We start from the raw sequence: 14,512 nt of genomic DNA, 5'->3' as shown, positions 1-14,512 counted from the left end.
ATTCATCACCTATTCATGCACCCGGAAAGAAAGCGCACAGGGTCAACAGAATTTGCAGAAGCGGCCATGATCACCATTCGTGCAGTGACCGGCGTTAAGCGCAGGCGATCCCTGTGGGTGATTCCGGAAGGACGGTGGATCAACTGACGCGCGCGGCGGATTATACGTATTATTTTCGCCGTTTTTATTATTTAATTTGCCTGCAGCACTCAAATTGTCACGCGTTCGCGACAAATTAAAAACGACAACGTTTGCGCATAAAAAAGGGGCGCGCCAAATTAACGCCGCATCGTATTCATTAGCCCACACCCCCTGCTTCCCGAATACGAAACACGAATTCGGCCGGTTTCAAATCGACCTGACAATATCGCCACGCATTTATAAATTCGCCTGGATTCGCCAATGATTCACGCCGAAGCACCATTTCCGCGAATTAGCTCAAATGCAAACGTTTGCAATTCATTTCCGCGGCTGGATGGCTGCCGCCGCAATAGCCGCTCCAGCGAACGCGCACGCGGCGGACACCATGGCGACGGCACGCAGCGCGTCGAGCATGGCGTCCGCTTCCGCACGCGCCACCAGCCTTGCGTGCGACGTGCCGGCGCCGTCCGGTGCGAGCCCGCCTTGCGCGTCCGGCTCCAGCAGCTGCCCGATCTGGCGTGCGTCCACCGGCACGCGCAATGCGTCGAGGCGCGCCGCCAGCGCTGCGTGATGCGACCACACGAACACAATGCCGAGCACCGCCACCGCCAGCAGGCTCGCCACGCGCGCAACGGCGTTGTTGATGCCGGACGCGATGCCGGTGCGCTCGCTCGACACCGCGCCCATCACGGTCGTGGTGAGCGGCGCGACGGTGATCGTCATGCCGAGGCCGAGCACCGCGAGCGCCGGGAAGAATCCGCTCCAGTAGCTGCCGCGCACGAACGGCAACGCCAATAGCGTGAACCCGAGTCCGGCGACGCCCGGGCCAACGGTCAGCAGCGCGCGCGAGCCAAAGCGGCTCGTCAGTCCACCGGTGAAGCGCGACAGCAAACCGATGATGACGGGCACCGGCAACAGCGCCGCGCCGGCTTCGGTCGCGGTAAAACCATGCGCGCGGATCAGCGTGAACGGCAGGAAGAAGAACGCGCCGCCGAGCCCGAAGTAAAGCAGCAGTGTGACGAGATTCGCGCCGGTGAAGTCGCGCGAACGGAACACATCGAGCGGCATCATGGGATTGGCGCTGCGCGCTTCGATCATCACGAACGCGGCGAGCACGAGCACGCCGGCGCCGATTGCAACCAGCACGAACGGATGCTGGAAGCCTCGCGCCGACGCCTGGGTCAGCCCGAAAGTCAGACTGGCGAGTCCTGCCGCCGCGGCCAGCGCGCCGGGCCAGTCGAGTTGCCCGGGCGCATCGAGCCTGTGGCTGTTGGGCACCGATGAGATGGCGAGCGCGATCGTGAGCGCGGCGAGCGGGACGTTGAGGAAGAAGATCGCGCGCCAGGAAAATGCATCGACGAGCCAGCCGCCCGCCACGGGCCCCACCGCCGACGTGATCGCGCCAACGCCCGCCCAGGTGCCGATCGCCCGCCCACGCGCTGCGTCGTCGAACACCGCGCCGATGATCGCGAGGCTGCTGGGTACGAGCAGCGCCGCGCCGATGCCTTGAACCGCGCGCGCGGCGATCAGCGCAGCCGCATTCGGCGCGAGGCCGCAAGCCGCCGACGCCAGCGTAAACAGCGCGATGCCCGCGATGAACACCGTGCGGCGGCCAAGCTTGTCCCCCATCGACCCGCCGACCAGCACGAGCGAGCCGAGAAACAGCAGATACGCGTTGACGACCCATTGCATCGCCGCGACGCTCGCACCGAGTTCGCTCTGAATGGACGGCAGTGCGACGTTGACGACCGAGCCGTCGATGAACGCCATGCTCGACCCCAGGATCGTCGCCGCGAGCGCGAGACGCTTGCGCCGGCACGGACGGTCGACTGAGGTGGGCTGCGTGCGGATCACGAGCTCGTCGCACGGGCTCGCCTGCGCAGCGACGACATGCGCGCCCTTCGGCCCGCTTTCAACAAGATCCGGGTTGGCCAAGTTCGCTCCCGTCTGGATCGATGATGACTAGAGTCTGTTGATGCCAGCGGCGCGAGTCAACCCGGGAGAGCGCATAGGCGCCGGCCGCGGATCACCGTGCGGACGCGATCCAGATCAGGCTGGTATACATCGGTCTGCCGGCCACCGCGCTGCGCCGTCCCCCATTTCGCCACACGCTCGTGCGTGACCGCGCGAATGGCCTGGATCCTTCATGACGCGCCCTTACCCATCACGCATGCCGCGTTGCCCGCCGTTAGCCCATGTGTTGGCCAATGTGTCGGCCCTCCTCGCTGCCGCGCTGCTCTGCGGCTGCGCGATGGTGCGCGTGAACTCGCTCGGCCCGCAGCAGTACTTTGCCATGCGTCGCGGAGATATTCTCTCGACCGGCCAGTTGAGCGCGGCGACACAGGCCACCTTGCGGGTCGCGGCCCTCGACGAAAGTTCGTGCCAGAGCGCGCCGCAAGCGTGTATCGATACGATCGCAACCGTCGGCGGACTCAGTACCGGACAGCGCCTTGCCTGCCTCGCCGAGTTATCGCTCCAGATGGCGCTCGAGCAAACGCCGCCTGCCGGCACCCCCTGGACCGACGCGCAATTCGATTCGTGGCTCAAGACAGCGCGATACGCGTACGCGTTTCTGTTCCTCGGCCAGCGCACGGCTGGCGAACGGGCCTTCGAGGACCGCCAGACGCAGGTTCGCGACTACTACAACTATGCGGTCCAGGAGCTGGCCGGCGCGCTGTTTCTGCGCGGCACCGCTGAAACGACCACCGGCCATCGCGATCCGGCAAATCAGTTCATCGCAGGCTGGACCATTCATATCGACCTGAGGGAGGTCCGGCTGCCCGAGGGCGTGCGCGAACTCAGCGAAGTCATTCCCGCCTCGGGACTGTCGTTCGCGGGACTCCACAGTACCTATCGCCGTGACGGCCTCGGTGCGGATCTGGTTGCGGTCACACAGCCCGCCCAGCCCGGCGCAAATAGCGCTACGACTCACAGCGCAACGACAACGGCTGAAGACGATGCGAACGCGAACGCAGGCGCAACCTTCTGGTTCGCACCCGGCTCGCGTCCGTTCAATGAAATGCCTTCGCCGAACGTCACCGCACTGCTGCTGTTTGGCAATGGCACGCTCGAGCAGCTGCTCGCTTCGCACGACGTAGTGTTCTCCGCCTACGATCCGTTTCGCGTAGAGAGCGTGGAGATCAATGGCGAGACCGTGCCGCTCGCGGCCAACTTCAGTGCGGGCTACGGCATCTGGCTTGCCCGCTCCGGCTTTGCCAGGCAGTCCTTGCGTTCGCTGCTCGGCCGCACGAGGGGCATCGATCGTCCACGCATTTACATGATGCAACCGTTCGATCCGGACCGGCGCATCGTTCTGATGCTGCACGGCCTGGCCAGCAGCCCCGAGGCATGGGTCAACGTCGCCAACGACATTCAGGGTGACGAAATGCTGCGCCAGCACTTCCAGGTCTGGCAGGTCTATTACCCGACCAACGTGCCCATTCTCATCAACCTCGCGAGAATACGGCAGGCGGTGCAACTGACCCTCGCGCATTTCGATCCCGCAGGCAAGCTGCCCGCTTCGAACGGCATGGTGCTGATCGGACACAGCATGGGCGGCGTGCTCGCGCGCTTGCTCGTGTCGTCCTCCGACGATGTTCTGTGGGTAACCATCCAGAACAAGTACCTGCCCGAAGGGGTCGACATCGTGCGCGAGGATGAGCGGCTCGATCGTCTGCTGCGTTTTACGCCGATGCCACAGGTCGAGCGCGCGATCTTCATCGCCACGCCACACCGCGGCACGCCGTTCGCGAGCAATCGCCTCTCTCGCTGGGTCGCGAACCTGGTACGCTTGCCGCTTGCGCTGCTCAAGGAAATCGACGAGATGCTGCAGAGCGCCACCAACGCGGATAGCACCCAGCGGGCGGGAAAGACCATCATGGTTCCCAACAGCATCGAGCAGTTGCGGGAGACCGATCCGATCATCCAGTCGATCTCACGCCTGCCGATCAGCCCCGATGTGTGCTTTCACTCGATCATTGCGCGCCGCCGCGAGACAGGCCCGCTCGAAGATTCCGATGACGGGGTCGTCCCCTATCGCAGCGCGCACCTCGACGGCGCGCTCTCCGAAAAGGTGATCGTTGCGGGACACAGCGTTCAGGAAACACCCGAGGCGATTTTCGAAATCCGGCGCATTCTGCACGAGGATATCGAGGTGTTCGATAACCAGGGCGCACACGAAGGCGCTTGCGGCAGGCCCGCGGCGGTACATGAGACGCAGTGAACGGCGCCCTGGTCTAGTCCGCCGCCATGCGCTTTCGCGCGGTCATAAAAGGTCCCGTCGGCTGGCGTGCCGGCGCGAAGCGATCGAAGCCCACGGGGGCGGGCATGTCGATATACACCGCTTCCATTCCCTGCCGGCTATAGCTCTCATGCCAGAAGCCCGCGCCGCCGCTGTCGCGCAGGAACTCGCCCCACCAGCGCGAATGCGGCGCGCTGCGGGTAAACGCTTCGAGGCTTTCGAGGTCGCGCCAATACTGGCGAATGCCGACATGATTGAGGGCGAACAGGAACTGCTCGCTGGAGAGCAATCCCTCCGGCGGATTCGACTCGATTTGCCGCAAGCCTTTGCCGATGCCGAACAAGGTCGCGAGCCCCCGCAGCCGGCGTACGCGGAAACCCAGGAGGATGACCACAAGATTCGGATAGGCGCTGAGGTCGACGGACTTTCGGGTGACGGTGGCTTGCATGATGGCTCCCGGTTGTTTACGCTGTAAGCATAGTCCTGAATGATTACAGTGTAAACAACGAATGAGCGATTCGAATTTGACCCTCCGTGACCGTCTGGTCGATTGCGCGCTGGCCTTGCTCGAACAGGGCGAAAGCGACGTCAGCCTGCGAGCGGTGGCGCGGGCGGCTGGCGTTTCGGCGATGGCGCCCTATCGCCATTTCGAGGACAAGGCGGCGCTGATGGGCGCCGTCGCGCTCAAGGGCTTTGCCATGCTGGAAGCAGGCGCCGCGCGCGCCAACGAGGCGGCCGACGCGCGCGCAGCGCTCGAGGCGCAGGGCGTGGCCTACGTTGGCTTCGCCCGCGCGCATCCGGCCCTGTTCCGGCTCATGTTCGCGGACGGCGCAGGACTCGCCCTGCCCCATGAGGATTGCCGGGGCGCTTATACGCTGATGGCGCGCAACGTGGCGGCGCTGGCGCCGCATTGCGTCGAGGCGGGGGTGCTCGCCTGCTGGGGGCTGGTTCACGGTCTGGCCACGCTGGCGCTCGACGGAAGAATTCCGGCCGATCCGGCCGGTGAGCGTGCGGCGATCGCGCTGATCACCCACGCGCTCAAGGCCGCGCCGCCCTCGCTCACCGGTTCCTGAGGCGGCATTCGCAGCACGCGCATTCCCTCTCGCGCGTACGATTGCCGGCAACGCGATGACGACGAGAGAGGAGCCATGGCGACAGAGGAATCCACGAGCGGCGGGCCGCAGTCCGGCCCCAAGGTCGCGCTTGCCCTGCAAGGCGGCGGCTCACACGGCGCTTTTACGTGGGGCGTGCTCGATCGACTGCTGGAATCGACATCGCAGGGCACGCCGTTCAGTGTCGAGGCGATCAGCGGCGCGAGCGCGGGCGGAATCAACGCGACGCTCTGCGCGGCGGGCCTGGCCAGCGGGGGAGCCGCGAAAGCGCGCGAGAAACTGCGCACCTTCTGGGAAGCGGTGTCGCACGCCGGGGAGCAGGCCGGCAATGCGCTCTTCGGCTTTTCCGAGCCGGGGCCGTTCGGCGGCTGGAATATCGACTGGAGTCCTGGCGCCATCTTCTCGGAGATCGTGGGACTCGTCGCTTCGCCTTACAACAATCCGTTCTATCGCGATCCGCTCGGCCCGGTGATCCGCGCCGCGCTCGCGGAAACCGATTTCTCTACGCTCAACGCGCAGAGCGGGAGCCCGCAGCTTTTCATTTGCGCGACCAACGTACGCACTAACGAACGCACCATCTTTACGCAGCCTGAAATTTCCATCGACGTGCTGCGCGCTTCCGCGTGCCTGCCAGGCGAATTCCGCACCGTGAACCTCCACGGCGTGCCGTACTGGGATGGTGGCTATCTCGGCAATCCGCCTTTGGCGCCGTTGATCGCCCATGCCCAGGACCTGATCCTGATCCTCGTGAATCCGTTCGTGCGCCACGACATGCCGCCGAAAAATGCGCGCGGCATTCTGGACCGGCTCAACGAAATCGGTTTCAACGCTTCCGTCGTGCTGGAGATCAACGCGATCGAAGCGGTCAACCGCGTGCTCGATTCGGTGGGCGAGGAAGCCGCGAGCCAAAGCCGCTTCAAGACCGTCCGGTTTCACCTGATTCGCGACGACGCTTTTCTCGCGCAGTTCGGCTTCGTCTCCAAGAGCAGCACGTCCTGGTCGCTGCTCAAAACGCTGTTCGATCGTGGACGCGAGGTGGCGGACGGGTGGCTCAAAAAAAACTATGGGAATCTCGGGCAGGCGTCTTCGCTCGACGTCAAGGATGCGCTGCTCGATCCGACGCTCAAGCAGGTCAGCGGATCACACACGTAAAAACGCGCGTGGCGTAACATTCGGACCTGGATCGGCTGGGCGGGGCGAGTGCGCTGGCCCTGCTCGCCTCGAGGGAGCAGATCAATGCCGTTCGAATATATCGACGTCGAAACCGCAATGCAGCGCGAGGGCTTGCGTTGCCGCTATCGCTATAGGTGAATGGAGCGAAACCAGGTGAACACAGAATTTGCCCGCCTTCCTGTCTACTTCTATGGCTACGACGACATAGAAACGTTTTGCCTGTCCAAAAGAGAGCAGCTGGTTCAGGAAAACATCGGTTTGATACTCGGCATCATGCGCGGAGGCGCCATACCGGCCCTGATGCTTTCGCAGATGTTGGGCCTGCCCGTCGACTTCGTACGCTACGATCGTCGGGAAGCCAAGGCTGAAATCAGCAACGAGAAAGTGTTTGATCTTGTCGATGCCTGCGTCAAGGAGGGCAAGAGAATCCTGCTGGTGGACGATGTTGCCGGCGTTGGATATACGCTGGCCAACTGCTACGAGTATCTGCTTTCGTTTGTTAAGGACGCGTCTTTGATCAGAGTGCTGACACTGGTGCACCACGTCGATAGCAGAACGGCGGCGGACCACTACAAAGACTGTTCTTCGGTGCGCGCAGTATTGCCATGGGAGCGGTATGTCACCAGCCGTCAGTGCCTCGATGATTTCGTGAAGGCGGAAGCGGCGCTGCTGGAAGATCAAGGCTATAAGAAGACATTGGCCATCGACGATTCCGCCTATCCGTTGAACCTGAAACGGGAATGGAAGGTGGATTGCCGCCTGGAATTCGCGGGCGATCACCACTCGCTCTTGAAGACCATCGAATCCGTTGGACCAGAGGAGATTTATTGCAACAACGAATCTCTGATAGAAGTCTTGCTTAAAGCATTTCCGTTTTCCATCATATATAAATCGATCAACAACAAGCGATACAGGATCAGCGCTTTGGATTAGCGATTGACTCTGCACTCGGCACCTCGGCGAGTACGGGTACCAGGCACGTTGTAAGCAAACGGAAGCTTGTGCGTACATCGGCGCACTGCGACTATCTCGTGCCGAACGGCTTGAAGGACGACCTTCAATACCTCGTGTTCTCGATGAGAGACTGGTTCGCGATACAGTACGTGAAGATGGAGGTGAAAATGCCTGTCCCCTACGACCCATCGCGCGACGCGCTCAACTCACCGCAACTCAGGCCGACGGTATTCACTGCGGGTGGCGACTACGATATCGACGGACTGTGCGCGGAGTTCGCGCGGCTTGCCTACATACGCTACGAGAATGGCGGCGCTGAATTCCAGCGGCTCGAACAGGCGCTCGCGCTGGTGGGTTTCGAAGGCGCGGTTCCCTTCAACAATGCCGACGACGACACGCACGGCTTCGGCGCAGTGAGGCGCTCCGATGGCCTCGCCGTCCTCGCCTTCCGGGGAACGGAACCGCAATCGCTCGCCGATATCGCAATCGACCTCGAAGGCAGCTTGACCGCCTGGACCGAAAGCGCCGGCCAGGTTCATGCTGGATTTGCACGTGCCGCCCGCGGCTTGCACGAAGCAGTCGGCAACTGGTTGAACGAGACCGCGCCGACGAGAAAACAACTCATCTTGACAGGCCATAGCCTCGGTGCGGCCATCGCGACGCTCTTTGGCAGCCTATGCAAGCCAAACGCCCTCGTGACGTTCGGTTCGCCACGCGTAGGCGACGCGGCGTTCGTCGCCACGCTTGCCCCTGTCGGCATCAGGCGCTATGTCGACTGCTGCGATCTCGTCACCGATTTGCCACCGCCCATTGGCGGATACGTTCACGCGGGAGCGTCGAACTACATCACGCGCGAAGGCAAACTGGCACCGCATGCGGACGACGCATTCGTGCAGGCAGACCGCGCCGCCGCCCGGGAGGCCTATCTGCTCCAATACGCCTGGCGCATCGGTGACGTCATGGTGCGTGACCTCGCGGATCACGCACCCATCAACTACGTGAGAAGTCTGGTTCCGTGAAACGACACGTCGCCGTCAATCAGACTAACCGAGCCCTTTCGCCTGATTAGCCGCGTCTCCCTCGCGATGCACGGGCTGCGTCTCCTTCAGGCTCTTCGCGAGCCGCGATGCCTGCAGATAGCCGGGATTCGCAGGCCGCTTCAGATACCGCCCGGCACCGCGCCGCGCCCGCAGATCGCCGTTCGCCCACACGAGTTCGCCTTGCGAGACCGTATGCGTGGGCACGCCGCGCACCGTCATGCCTTCGAAGACGTTGAAGTCGACGTTTTGATGATGCGTCTTCACCGAGATCGTGCGCGTAGCCTGCGGATCCCAAACGACGAGATCGGCGTCGGCGCCGGCAGCCACCGTGCCCTTGCGCGGATACAGGTTGAAGATCTGCGCGGCGTTCGTGGAGGTCACCCGCACGAACTCGTTCGGCGTGAGCCGGCCCGTATTCACGCCCTGGTCCCACAGCACGGCCATGCGATCCTCCACGCCGCCGCATCCGTTCGGAATCCTCGTGAAATCGTTGCGGCCCATTGCCTTCTGCGATGCACAGAACACGCAGTGGTCGGTCGCCGTGGTGTGCAGCAGCCCCCCTTGCAGCCCGCGCCAAAGCGCGTCGCGATGCTCTTTCGTGCGGAACGGCGGGCTCATCACATGGGCGGCGGCGCGCGTCCAGTCCGGGTCGCGATACACGGACTCGTCGATCACCAGATGGCCGGCGAGCACCTCGCCGAACACGCGTTGCCCTTCGCTGCGCGCGCGGGCGATGGCTTCGAGCGCGTCTTTCGCCGAGACATGCACGATGTACACCGGCACGCCCAGCACCTGCGCAATGCGAATGGCGCGGTTCGCGGCCTCGCCTTCGACTTCGGGCGGCCTCGAAAGCGGATGCGCCTCGGGCCCCGTGAAGCCGCGCGCAAGCAACTGGCGCTGCAACTGGAAGACGAGTTCGCCGTTTTCAGCATGCACGGTGGGCAGCGCGCCCAGTTCGAGCGAACGCGCGAAGCTGTTCACGAGAATCTCGTCGTCGGCCATGATGGCGTTCTTGTACGCCATGAAGTGCTTGAAGCTCGACACGCCGTGTTCGTTCACGAGCAGGCCCATGTCGCGATGCACGCTGTCGTCCCACCACGTGACCGCCACGTGGAAGCCATAGTCGGCGGCGGCTTTTTCGGCCCAGCCGCGCCACTCGCGAAACGCGTCCATCAGCGGCTGCTTCGGGTTCGGAATCACGAAATCGATGATCGACGTCGTGCCGCCCGCCAGGCCCGCCGCCGTGCCCGTGTAGAAGTCGTCGCTCGCCGTCGTGCCCATGAACGGCAGCTCCATGTGCGTATGCGGGTCGATGCCACCCGGCATCACATACTGGCCGCCCGCGTCGACCACGGTCGCGCCCGCGGGCGCGTCGAGGTTTTCGCCCACGGCCTGGATCATGCCGCTTTCGCAGAGCACGTCCGCGCGCCAGCTCTTGTCCGCATTGACGACGGTGCCGCCTCGAATCAGGATCGCCATGATGCCAAGTCTCCTTCAGTTGAACGAATTCGCGCTGCCACGACTCACGCACTTGCCACGCTCGGGCGCCGGCTCTTGCCGAGCTTCATCATGACGCCATAGACGAGCGCCGCAATCGCGAGCCCCACGAACCACGCATAGGTGTAGATGCTCTTGAACGCGTCGGGCACGGAGGTAAACACATTCGGGAACGCGGTGTTGAGAAAGCCCGGCAGATTGGGCAGCACGCCCAGCACCAGCGCGATCACGGCCGCCGGGTTCCAGCCGTTCGAGTAGGCATATTCGCCGTTCTCCTCGAATAGCTGAGCCGTATCGAGGCGCGTGCCGCGAACGAGGAAGTAATCGACGATGAGAATCCCCGCCACGGGTCCGAGCAGCGCCGAATAGCCGACGAGCCAGGTGAAAATGTAGCCCTGCGTGGTGGCGAGAATCTTCCACGGCATCATCACGATGGCGATACCCGCGGTAATGAGCCCACCAGCCTTGTACGAAATGGCCTTGGGCCAGAGGCTCGAAAAATCGTAGGCCGGGCCGACGAGATTGGCAGCGAGATTGCAGCACATCGTGTCGAGCGTGAGGATGACGAGCGCGATGCCCACGCCCACGCCTTCCATGCGGCTCGTGAGATCGATGGGGTCCCAGATCGCCTTGCCGTAGATCACCACCGTGGCCGACGTCACGACGACCGAGACCACCGAAAGCAGCGCCATCGGAATTGGCAGGCCGATGGCCTGCCCCACGAACTGGTCCTTCTGCGTTTTCGCGAAGCGCGTGAAGTCGGGAATATTCAGCGCGAGCGTGGCCCAGAAGCCCACCATGGCCGTGAGGCTCGGCCAGAACGTCGCCCAGAAGAGCCCCGCCTTCTTGCCGCCAGCGGCAAACTGGGAAGGCTGCGAGAGCATCGAACCCACGCCGCCCGCCTTCGAACAGGCCCACCACACGAGCACCACGCACATCACGACCTTGATCGGCGCGGACCAGCTCTCGAGCCAGCGGATCGAGTCAGTGCCGTGCAGGATGAAGTAGAGCTGCAGCACCCAGAACACGAGGAAGCACGCGCCCTGGCCGATCGAGATGCCGAGAAACGGCAGCGCGTCGCCCACCAGCGCGTTGTGCGTGAGGATATTGGCGAGCGTATAGATGGCGCTGCCGCCAAGCCAGGACTGGATGCCGTACCAGCCGCACGCCACGATGGCGCGCAGCATGGCGGGCAGCTTCGCGCCCTGCGTGCCGAACGAGGAACGCACCAGCACCGCGTAGGGAATGCCGTATTTCGTGCCGGCGTGGCCGATCAGCAGCATCGGCACGAGCACGATGAGATTGCCGAGCAGCACCGTGAGCACGGACTGCCACGGCGACATGCCCTGCTCGGTGAGCCCGGCCGCGAGCATGTACGAGGCGATGTTCATCACCATGCCCACCCAGAGCGCCCCGAAGTGATACCAGCGCCACGTGCGCTGCGCTGCGCCGGTGGGCGCGAGATCGTCGTTGTATAGCTCGCTTTCGGCGCGGCGCGCGCTGGCGTCGCCTGTCAATGGCTGACTCATGGTTGCAGTTCTCCGTGACTTGTCGTTGGTCTGGTTCGGTTCTGTTTCGATGCGTCAGGCGGCTTTCGGATCGGCCACGCGCGCCGGGTTGTTGGGATGCGTGGTCCAGTTCGCGTAGCGGCCCGAGTCGACGCGCTCCATCGTGATGCATTGGTCGACCGGGCAGACATGCATGCATAAATTGCACCCGACGCAGTTGGCGTCGACCACCTCGAAGTAACGCTTGCCGTCGCGCGTAGCGGTGATGGCTTGATGGGAGGTGTCCTCGCAGGCGATATGACAAAGCCCGCACTGGATGCAGCGGTCCTGATCGATGCGCGCCTTGATGTCGTAGTTGAGGTTCAGGTACTGCCAGTCGGTGACGTTGGGCACGGCGCGGCCGCGAATGGCGTCGAGATTCGCGTAGCCCTTGTCGTCCATCCAGTTCGAGAGGCCGTCGATCATGTCGCTGACGATTCGGAATCCGTAGTGCATCGCGGCGGTGCAAACCTGCACGCTTCCCGCGCCCAGCACGATGAATTCGGCGGCGTCACGCCAGTCGGAAATGCCGCCGATGCCGGAGATGGGCAAGCCGTGCGTTTGCGGGTCGCGCGCGATTTCCGCGACCATGTGCAGCGCAATGGGCTTCGCTGCGGGGCCGCAGTAGCCGCCGTGCGTGCCTTTTCCATCGACGGTCGGCAGCGGCGCCATCACGTCGAGATCGACGCCCACGATCGAGTTGATCGTATTGATGAGCGAGACGCCGTCCGCGCCGCCCTTCATCGCCGCGCGCGCGCCGTGGCGTATGTCGGTCACATTGGGCGTGAGTTTCACGAGGCAAGGCAGGCGCGTGCCCTCCTTCACCCAGCGTGTGACCATTTCGATGTATTCGGGCACCTGCCCCACGGCCGCGCCCATGCCGCGCTCGCTCATGCCATGCGGGCAGCCGAAGTTGAGCTCCACCGCATCGGCGCCGGTATCTTCCACCTGCGGCAGGATCCACTTCCAGTCCTGCTCGGTGCACGGCACCATCAGCGAGACGATGAGCGCCCGGTCTGGCCAGTCGCGCTTCACCTGCGCGATTTCCTTGAGGTTCACGTCGAGCGGGCGGTCGGTAATGAGCTCGATGTTGTTCAACCCCGCCATGCGCTGGCCGCGCCACGTGGTGGCGCCATAACGCGAGCTCACGTTCACCACGTGCGGGTCGAGGCCGAGTGTTTTCCAGACCACGCCGCCCCAGCCCGCCTCGAAGGCGCGGTTGACGTTGTAGGCCTTGTCGGTGGGCGGCGCGGAGGCGAGCCAGAACGGGTTCGGCGATTCAATGCCGGCAATCGTGCAGTGCAGGTCGGCCATGATGCGACTCCTTCGTATTGTCTGGATTCGGTGTGTTGCTCGCGTGGATCGAGTTGCGCGGCTCAAGCGGCTTTGGCGGACTGACTCGCGAGGTAGCGGTCGATCGCGCGCGCGGCGAGCTTGCCGTCCTGCACGGCCTGCACGGTGAGATCGGTTGCGCCATGGGCTGCGCAGTCGCCGCCGGCGAATACGCCTTCGATGGAGGTCGCACCATCGGCATCCACGGCAATGCGCGCGGCGCCCGCGGTAAGTTGCAGGGCGTCGAGGCCAACCAGGCCTTCGGGCAAGAGCTTTTGGCCAATGGCTTTCAGGACCATGTCGGCTTCCACACGCACGATCTCGCCGGTGCCGCGCAACGCGCCGCCCGCATCGAGCGCGGTGCGCTCGAACTCCACGGCCTGCACGCAGGTGTCGCCGGTAATACGCAGCGGCTTCATCCATTCGACCAGCACCACGCCCTGCGCCCGTGCGAATTCCTGTTCGGCCCAGGTGGCGCTCATCTGCGCCGCGCCGCGGCGATACGCAAGCGTCACCTGCTCGGCGCCCAGCTTGCGGCTTTGCACGGCGGCATCGATGGCCGTGTTGCCGCCGCCGATCACCACCACCTTGCGGCCCACCGCCAGCGTGGCAAGATCGTCGGCTTCGCGCAGGCGCGCGATAAATTCGACAGCATCGCGCACGCCATCGAGCGCTTCGCCTTCAATGGAAAGCGCTTGCGTGCCGCCGAGGCCCACGCCGACGAACACGGCGTCATAGGCGGCTCGCAGTTCCGTAAGCGTGACGTCACGACCAAGCCGCTGGCCCTGACGTATTTCGATCCCGCCGACGGAAAGCAGCCATTGCACCTCGCGCTGCGCAAAATCGTCGACGACCTTGTACGCCGCGATGCCGTATTCGTTGAGCCCGCCCGGCTTCTCGCCCGCGTCGAACACGCTCACGCGATGCCCGGCGAGCGCCAGCGTATGCGCGCAGGCGAGTCCAGCCGGTCCGGCCCCGACCACGGCCACGCGCCGTCCCGTCTCGCTCGCGCGCTTGAAGAGCGCCGGCGCGCCGGCGGCTTCGCGCGCCATCTGAAAGTCGGTGGCATGGCGCTGCAGCGCGCCGATCCGAACTGGTTCGCCATCCTGATGATTCCGGACACACGCGCCTTCGCAGAGAATTTCGGTTGGGCACACGCGCGCGCACGTGCCGCCCAGCGGATTCGCGCTCAAGATGTCGCGCGCCGCGCCCTTGAGATTGCCGTTGCCGATCTTGCGGATAAAGCCCGGAATGTCGATACCGGTCGGGCAAGCCGCGACGCACGGCGCGTCGTAACAGTAGTGGCAGCGGTCGGCGGCGATGACGGCCGCATTGGCGGACAGTGGCGGTGCGACGTCGGCAAAGTTGCAGCCAAGCTGTTCGGCCGTGAGGCGGCCAGGCGCGATGCCGTCGGCGGCATTCGAGTTGGACTGGGACATCCGGATGCTCCTTGCGAGGCAAAACACGGGTCCGCCG

The 14,512-nt window shown here is 64.1% G+C and carries 11 protein-coding genes; 5 read left to right on the top strand and 6 right to left on the bottom strand.

The window, feature by feature from the left end:
• Positions 1–459 precede the first annotated feature (459 nt).
• Entirely contained in the window at positions 460–2,076 is a 1,617-nt protein-coding gene (locus tag AB4Y35_RS22420) for an MFS transporter (RefSeq protein WP_368705971.1), read from the bottom strand.
• A gap of 274 nt (positions 2,077–2,350) precedes the next feature.
• Between AB4Y35_RS22420 and AB4Y35_RS22415 the strand changes: the two genes are divergently transcribed.
• The gene (locus AB4Y35_RS22415; protein WP_368705970.1) at positions 2,351–4,363 is read left to right on the top strand and encodes an esterase/lipase family protein; all 2,013 of its coding nucleotides are present in this window, start codon (positions 2,351–2,353) and stop codon (positions 4,361–4,363) included.
• Between the two features lie 13 nt (positions 4,364–4,376).
• On the opposite strand, the gene AB4Y35_RS22410 is transcribed toward AB4Y35_RS22415, so the two are convergent.
• Complete coding sequence (locus AB4Y35_RS22410; RefSeq protein ID WP_368687933.1) at positions 4,377–4,829, bottom strand: DUF4188 domain-containing protein; 453 nt, start codon at positions 4,827–4,829, stop codon at positions 4,377–4,379.
• A 61-nt stretch (positions 4,830–4,890) separates the two neighbouring features.
• Here AB4Y35_RS22410 and AB4Y35_RS22405 point away from each other — a divergent pair, with 61 nt between their 5' ends.
• The 4 genes from AB4Y35_RS22405 (at position 4,891) to AB4Y35_RS22390 (ending at position 8,639) form a co-directional block, all read left to right on the top strand.
• Entirely contained in the window at positions 4,891–5,454 is a 564-nt protein-coding gene (locus AB4Y35_RS22405; RefSeq protein ID WP_368705969.1) for a TetR/AcrR family transcriptional regulator, read from the top strand.
• Positions 5,455–5,529: 75 nt separating this feature from the next.
• Entirely contained in the window at positions 5,530–6,645 is a 1,116-nt protein-coding gene (locus AB4Y35_RS22400; RefSeq protein WP_368705968.1) for a patatin-like phospholipase family protein, read from the top strand.
• 174 nt (positions 6,646–6,819) lie between these two features.
• The gene (locus AB4Y35_RS22395; protein WP_368705967.1) at positions 6,820–7,599 is read left to right on the top strand and encodes a phosphoribosyltransferase; all 780 of its coding nucleotides are present in this window, start codon (positions 6,820–6,822) and stop codon (positions 7,597–7,599) included.
• 68 nt (positions 7,600–7,667) lie between these two features.
• Positions 7,668–8,639, top strand: coding sequence for a lipase family protein (locus tag AB4Y35_RS22390; RefSeq protein WP_368705966.1), 972 nt, complete (start codon positions 7,668–7,670; stop codon positions 8,637–8,639).
• A gap of 24 nt (positions 8,640–8,663) precedes the next feature.
• Here the strand turns inward: AB4Y35_RS22390 and hydA are convergent, their stop codons facing one another.
• From hydA to AB4Y35_RS22370, 4 genes are all read right to left on the bottom strand, one after another.
• Positions 8,664–10,139 carry a dihydropyrimidinase gene (hydA, locus tag AB4Y35_RS22385; RefSeq protein WP_368705965.1) on the bottom strand — a complete coding sequence of 492 codons (1,476 nt, stop codon included), beginning with the start codon at positions 10,137–10,139 and terminating at the stop codon, positions 8,664–8,666.
• 44 nt (positions 10,140–10,183) lie between these two features.
• A complete protein-coding gene (locus AB4Y35_RS22380) occupies positions 10,184–11,686 on the bottom strand; it encodes an NCS1 family nucleobase:cation symporter-1 (protein WP_368705964.1) in 1,503 nt (500 codons plus the stop codon).
• 54 nt (positions 11,687–11,740) lie between these two features.
• Entirely contained in the window at positions 11,741–13,018 is a 1,278-nt protein-coding gene (preA, locus tag AB4Y35_RS22375) for an NAD-dependent dihydropyrimidine dehydrogenase subunit PreA (protein ID WP_368705963.1), read from the bottom strand.
• Between the two features lie 62 nt (positions 13,019–13,080).
• Positions 13,081–14,475, bottom strand: coding sequence for an NAD(P)-dependent oxidoreductase (locus AB4Y35_RS22370; RefSeq protein ID WP_368705962.1), 1,395 nt, complete (start codon positions 14,473–14,475; stop codon positions 13,081–13,083).
• Between the last annotated feature and the right edge of the window lie 37 nt (positions 14,476–14,512).

The sequence above is a fragment of the Paraburkholderia sp. EG286A genome (assembly GCF_040965375.1).
Taxonomy (GTDB): domain Bacteria; phylum Pseudomonadota; class Gammaproteobacteria; order Burkholderiales; family Burkholderiaceae; genus Paraburkholderia.
The sequence above is the reverse complement of the archived record's forward strand: the minus strand, read 5'-3'. Positions and strand labels throughout refer to the sequence as shown.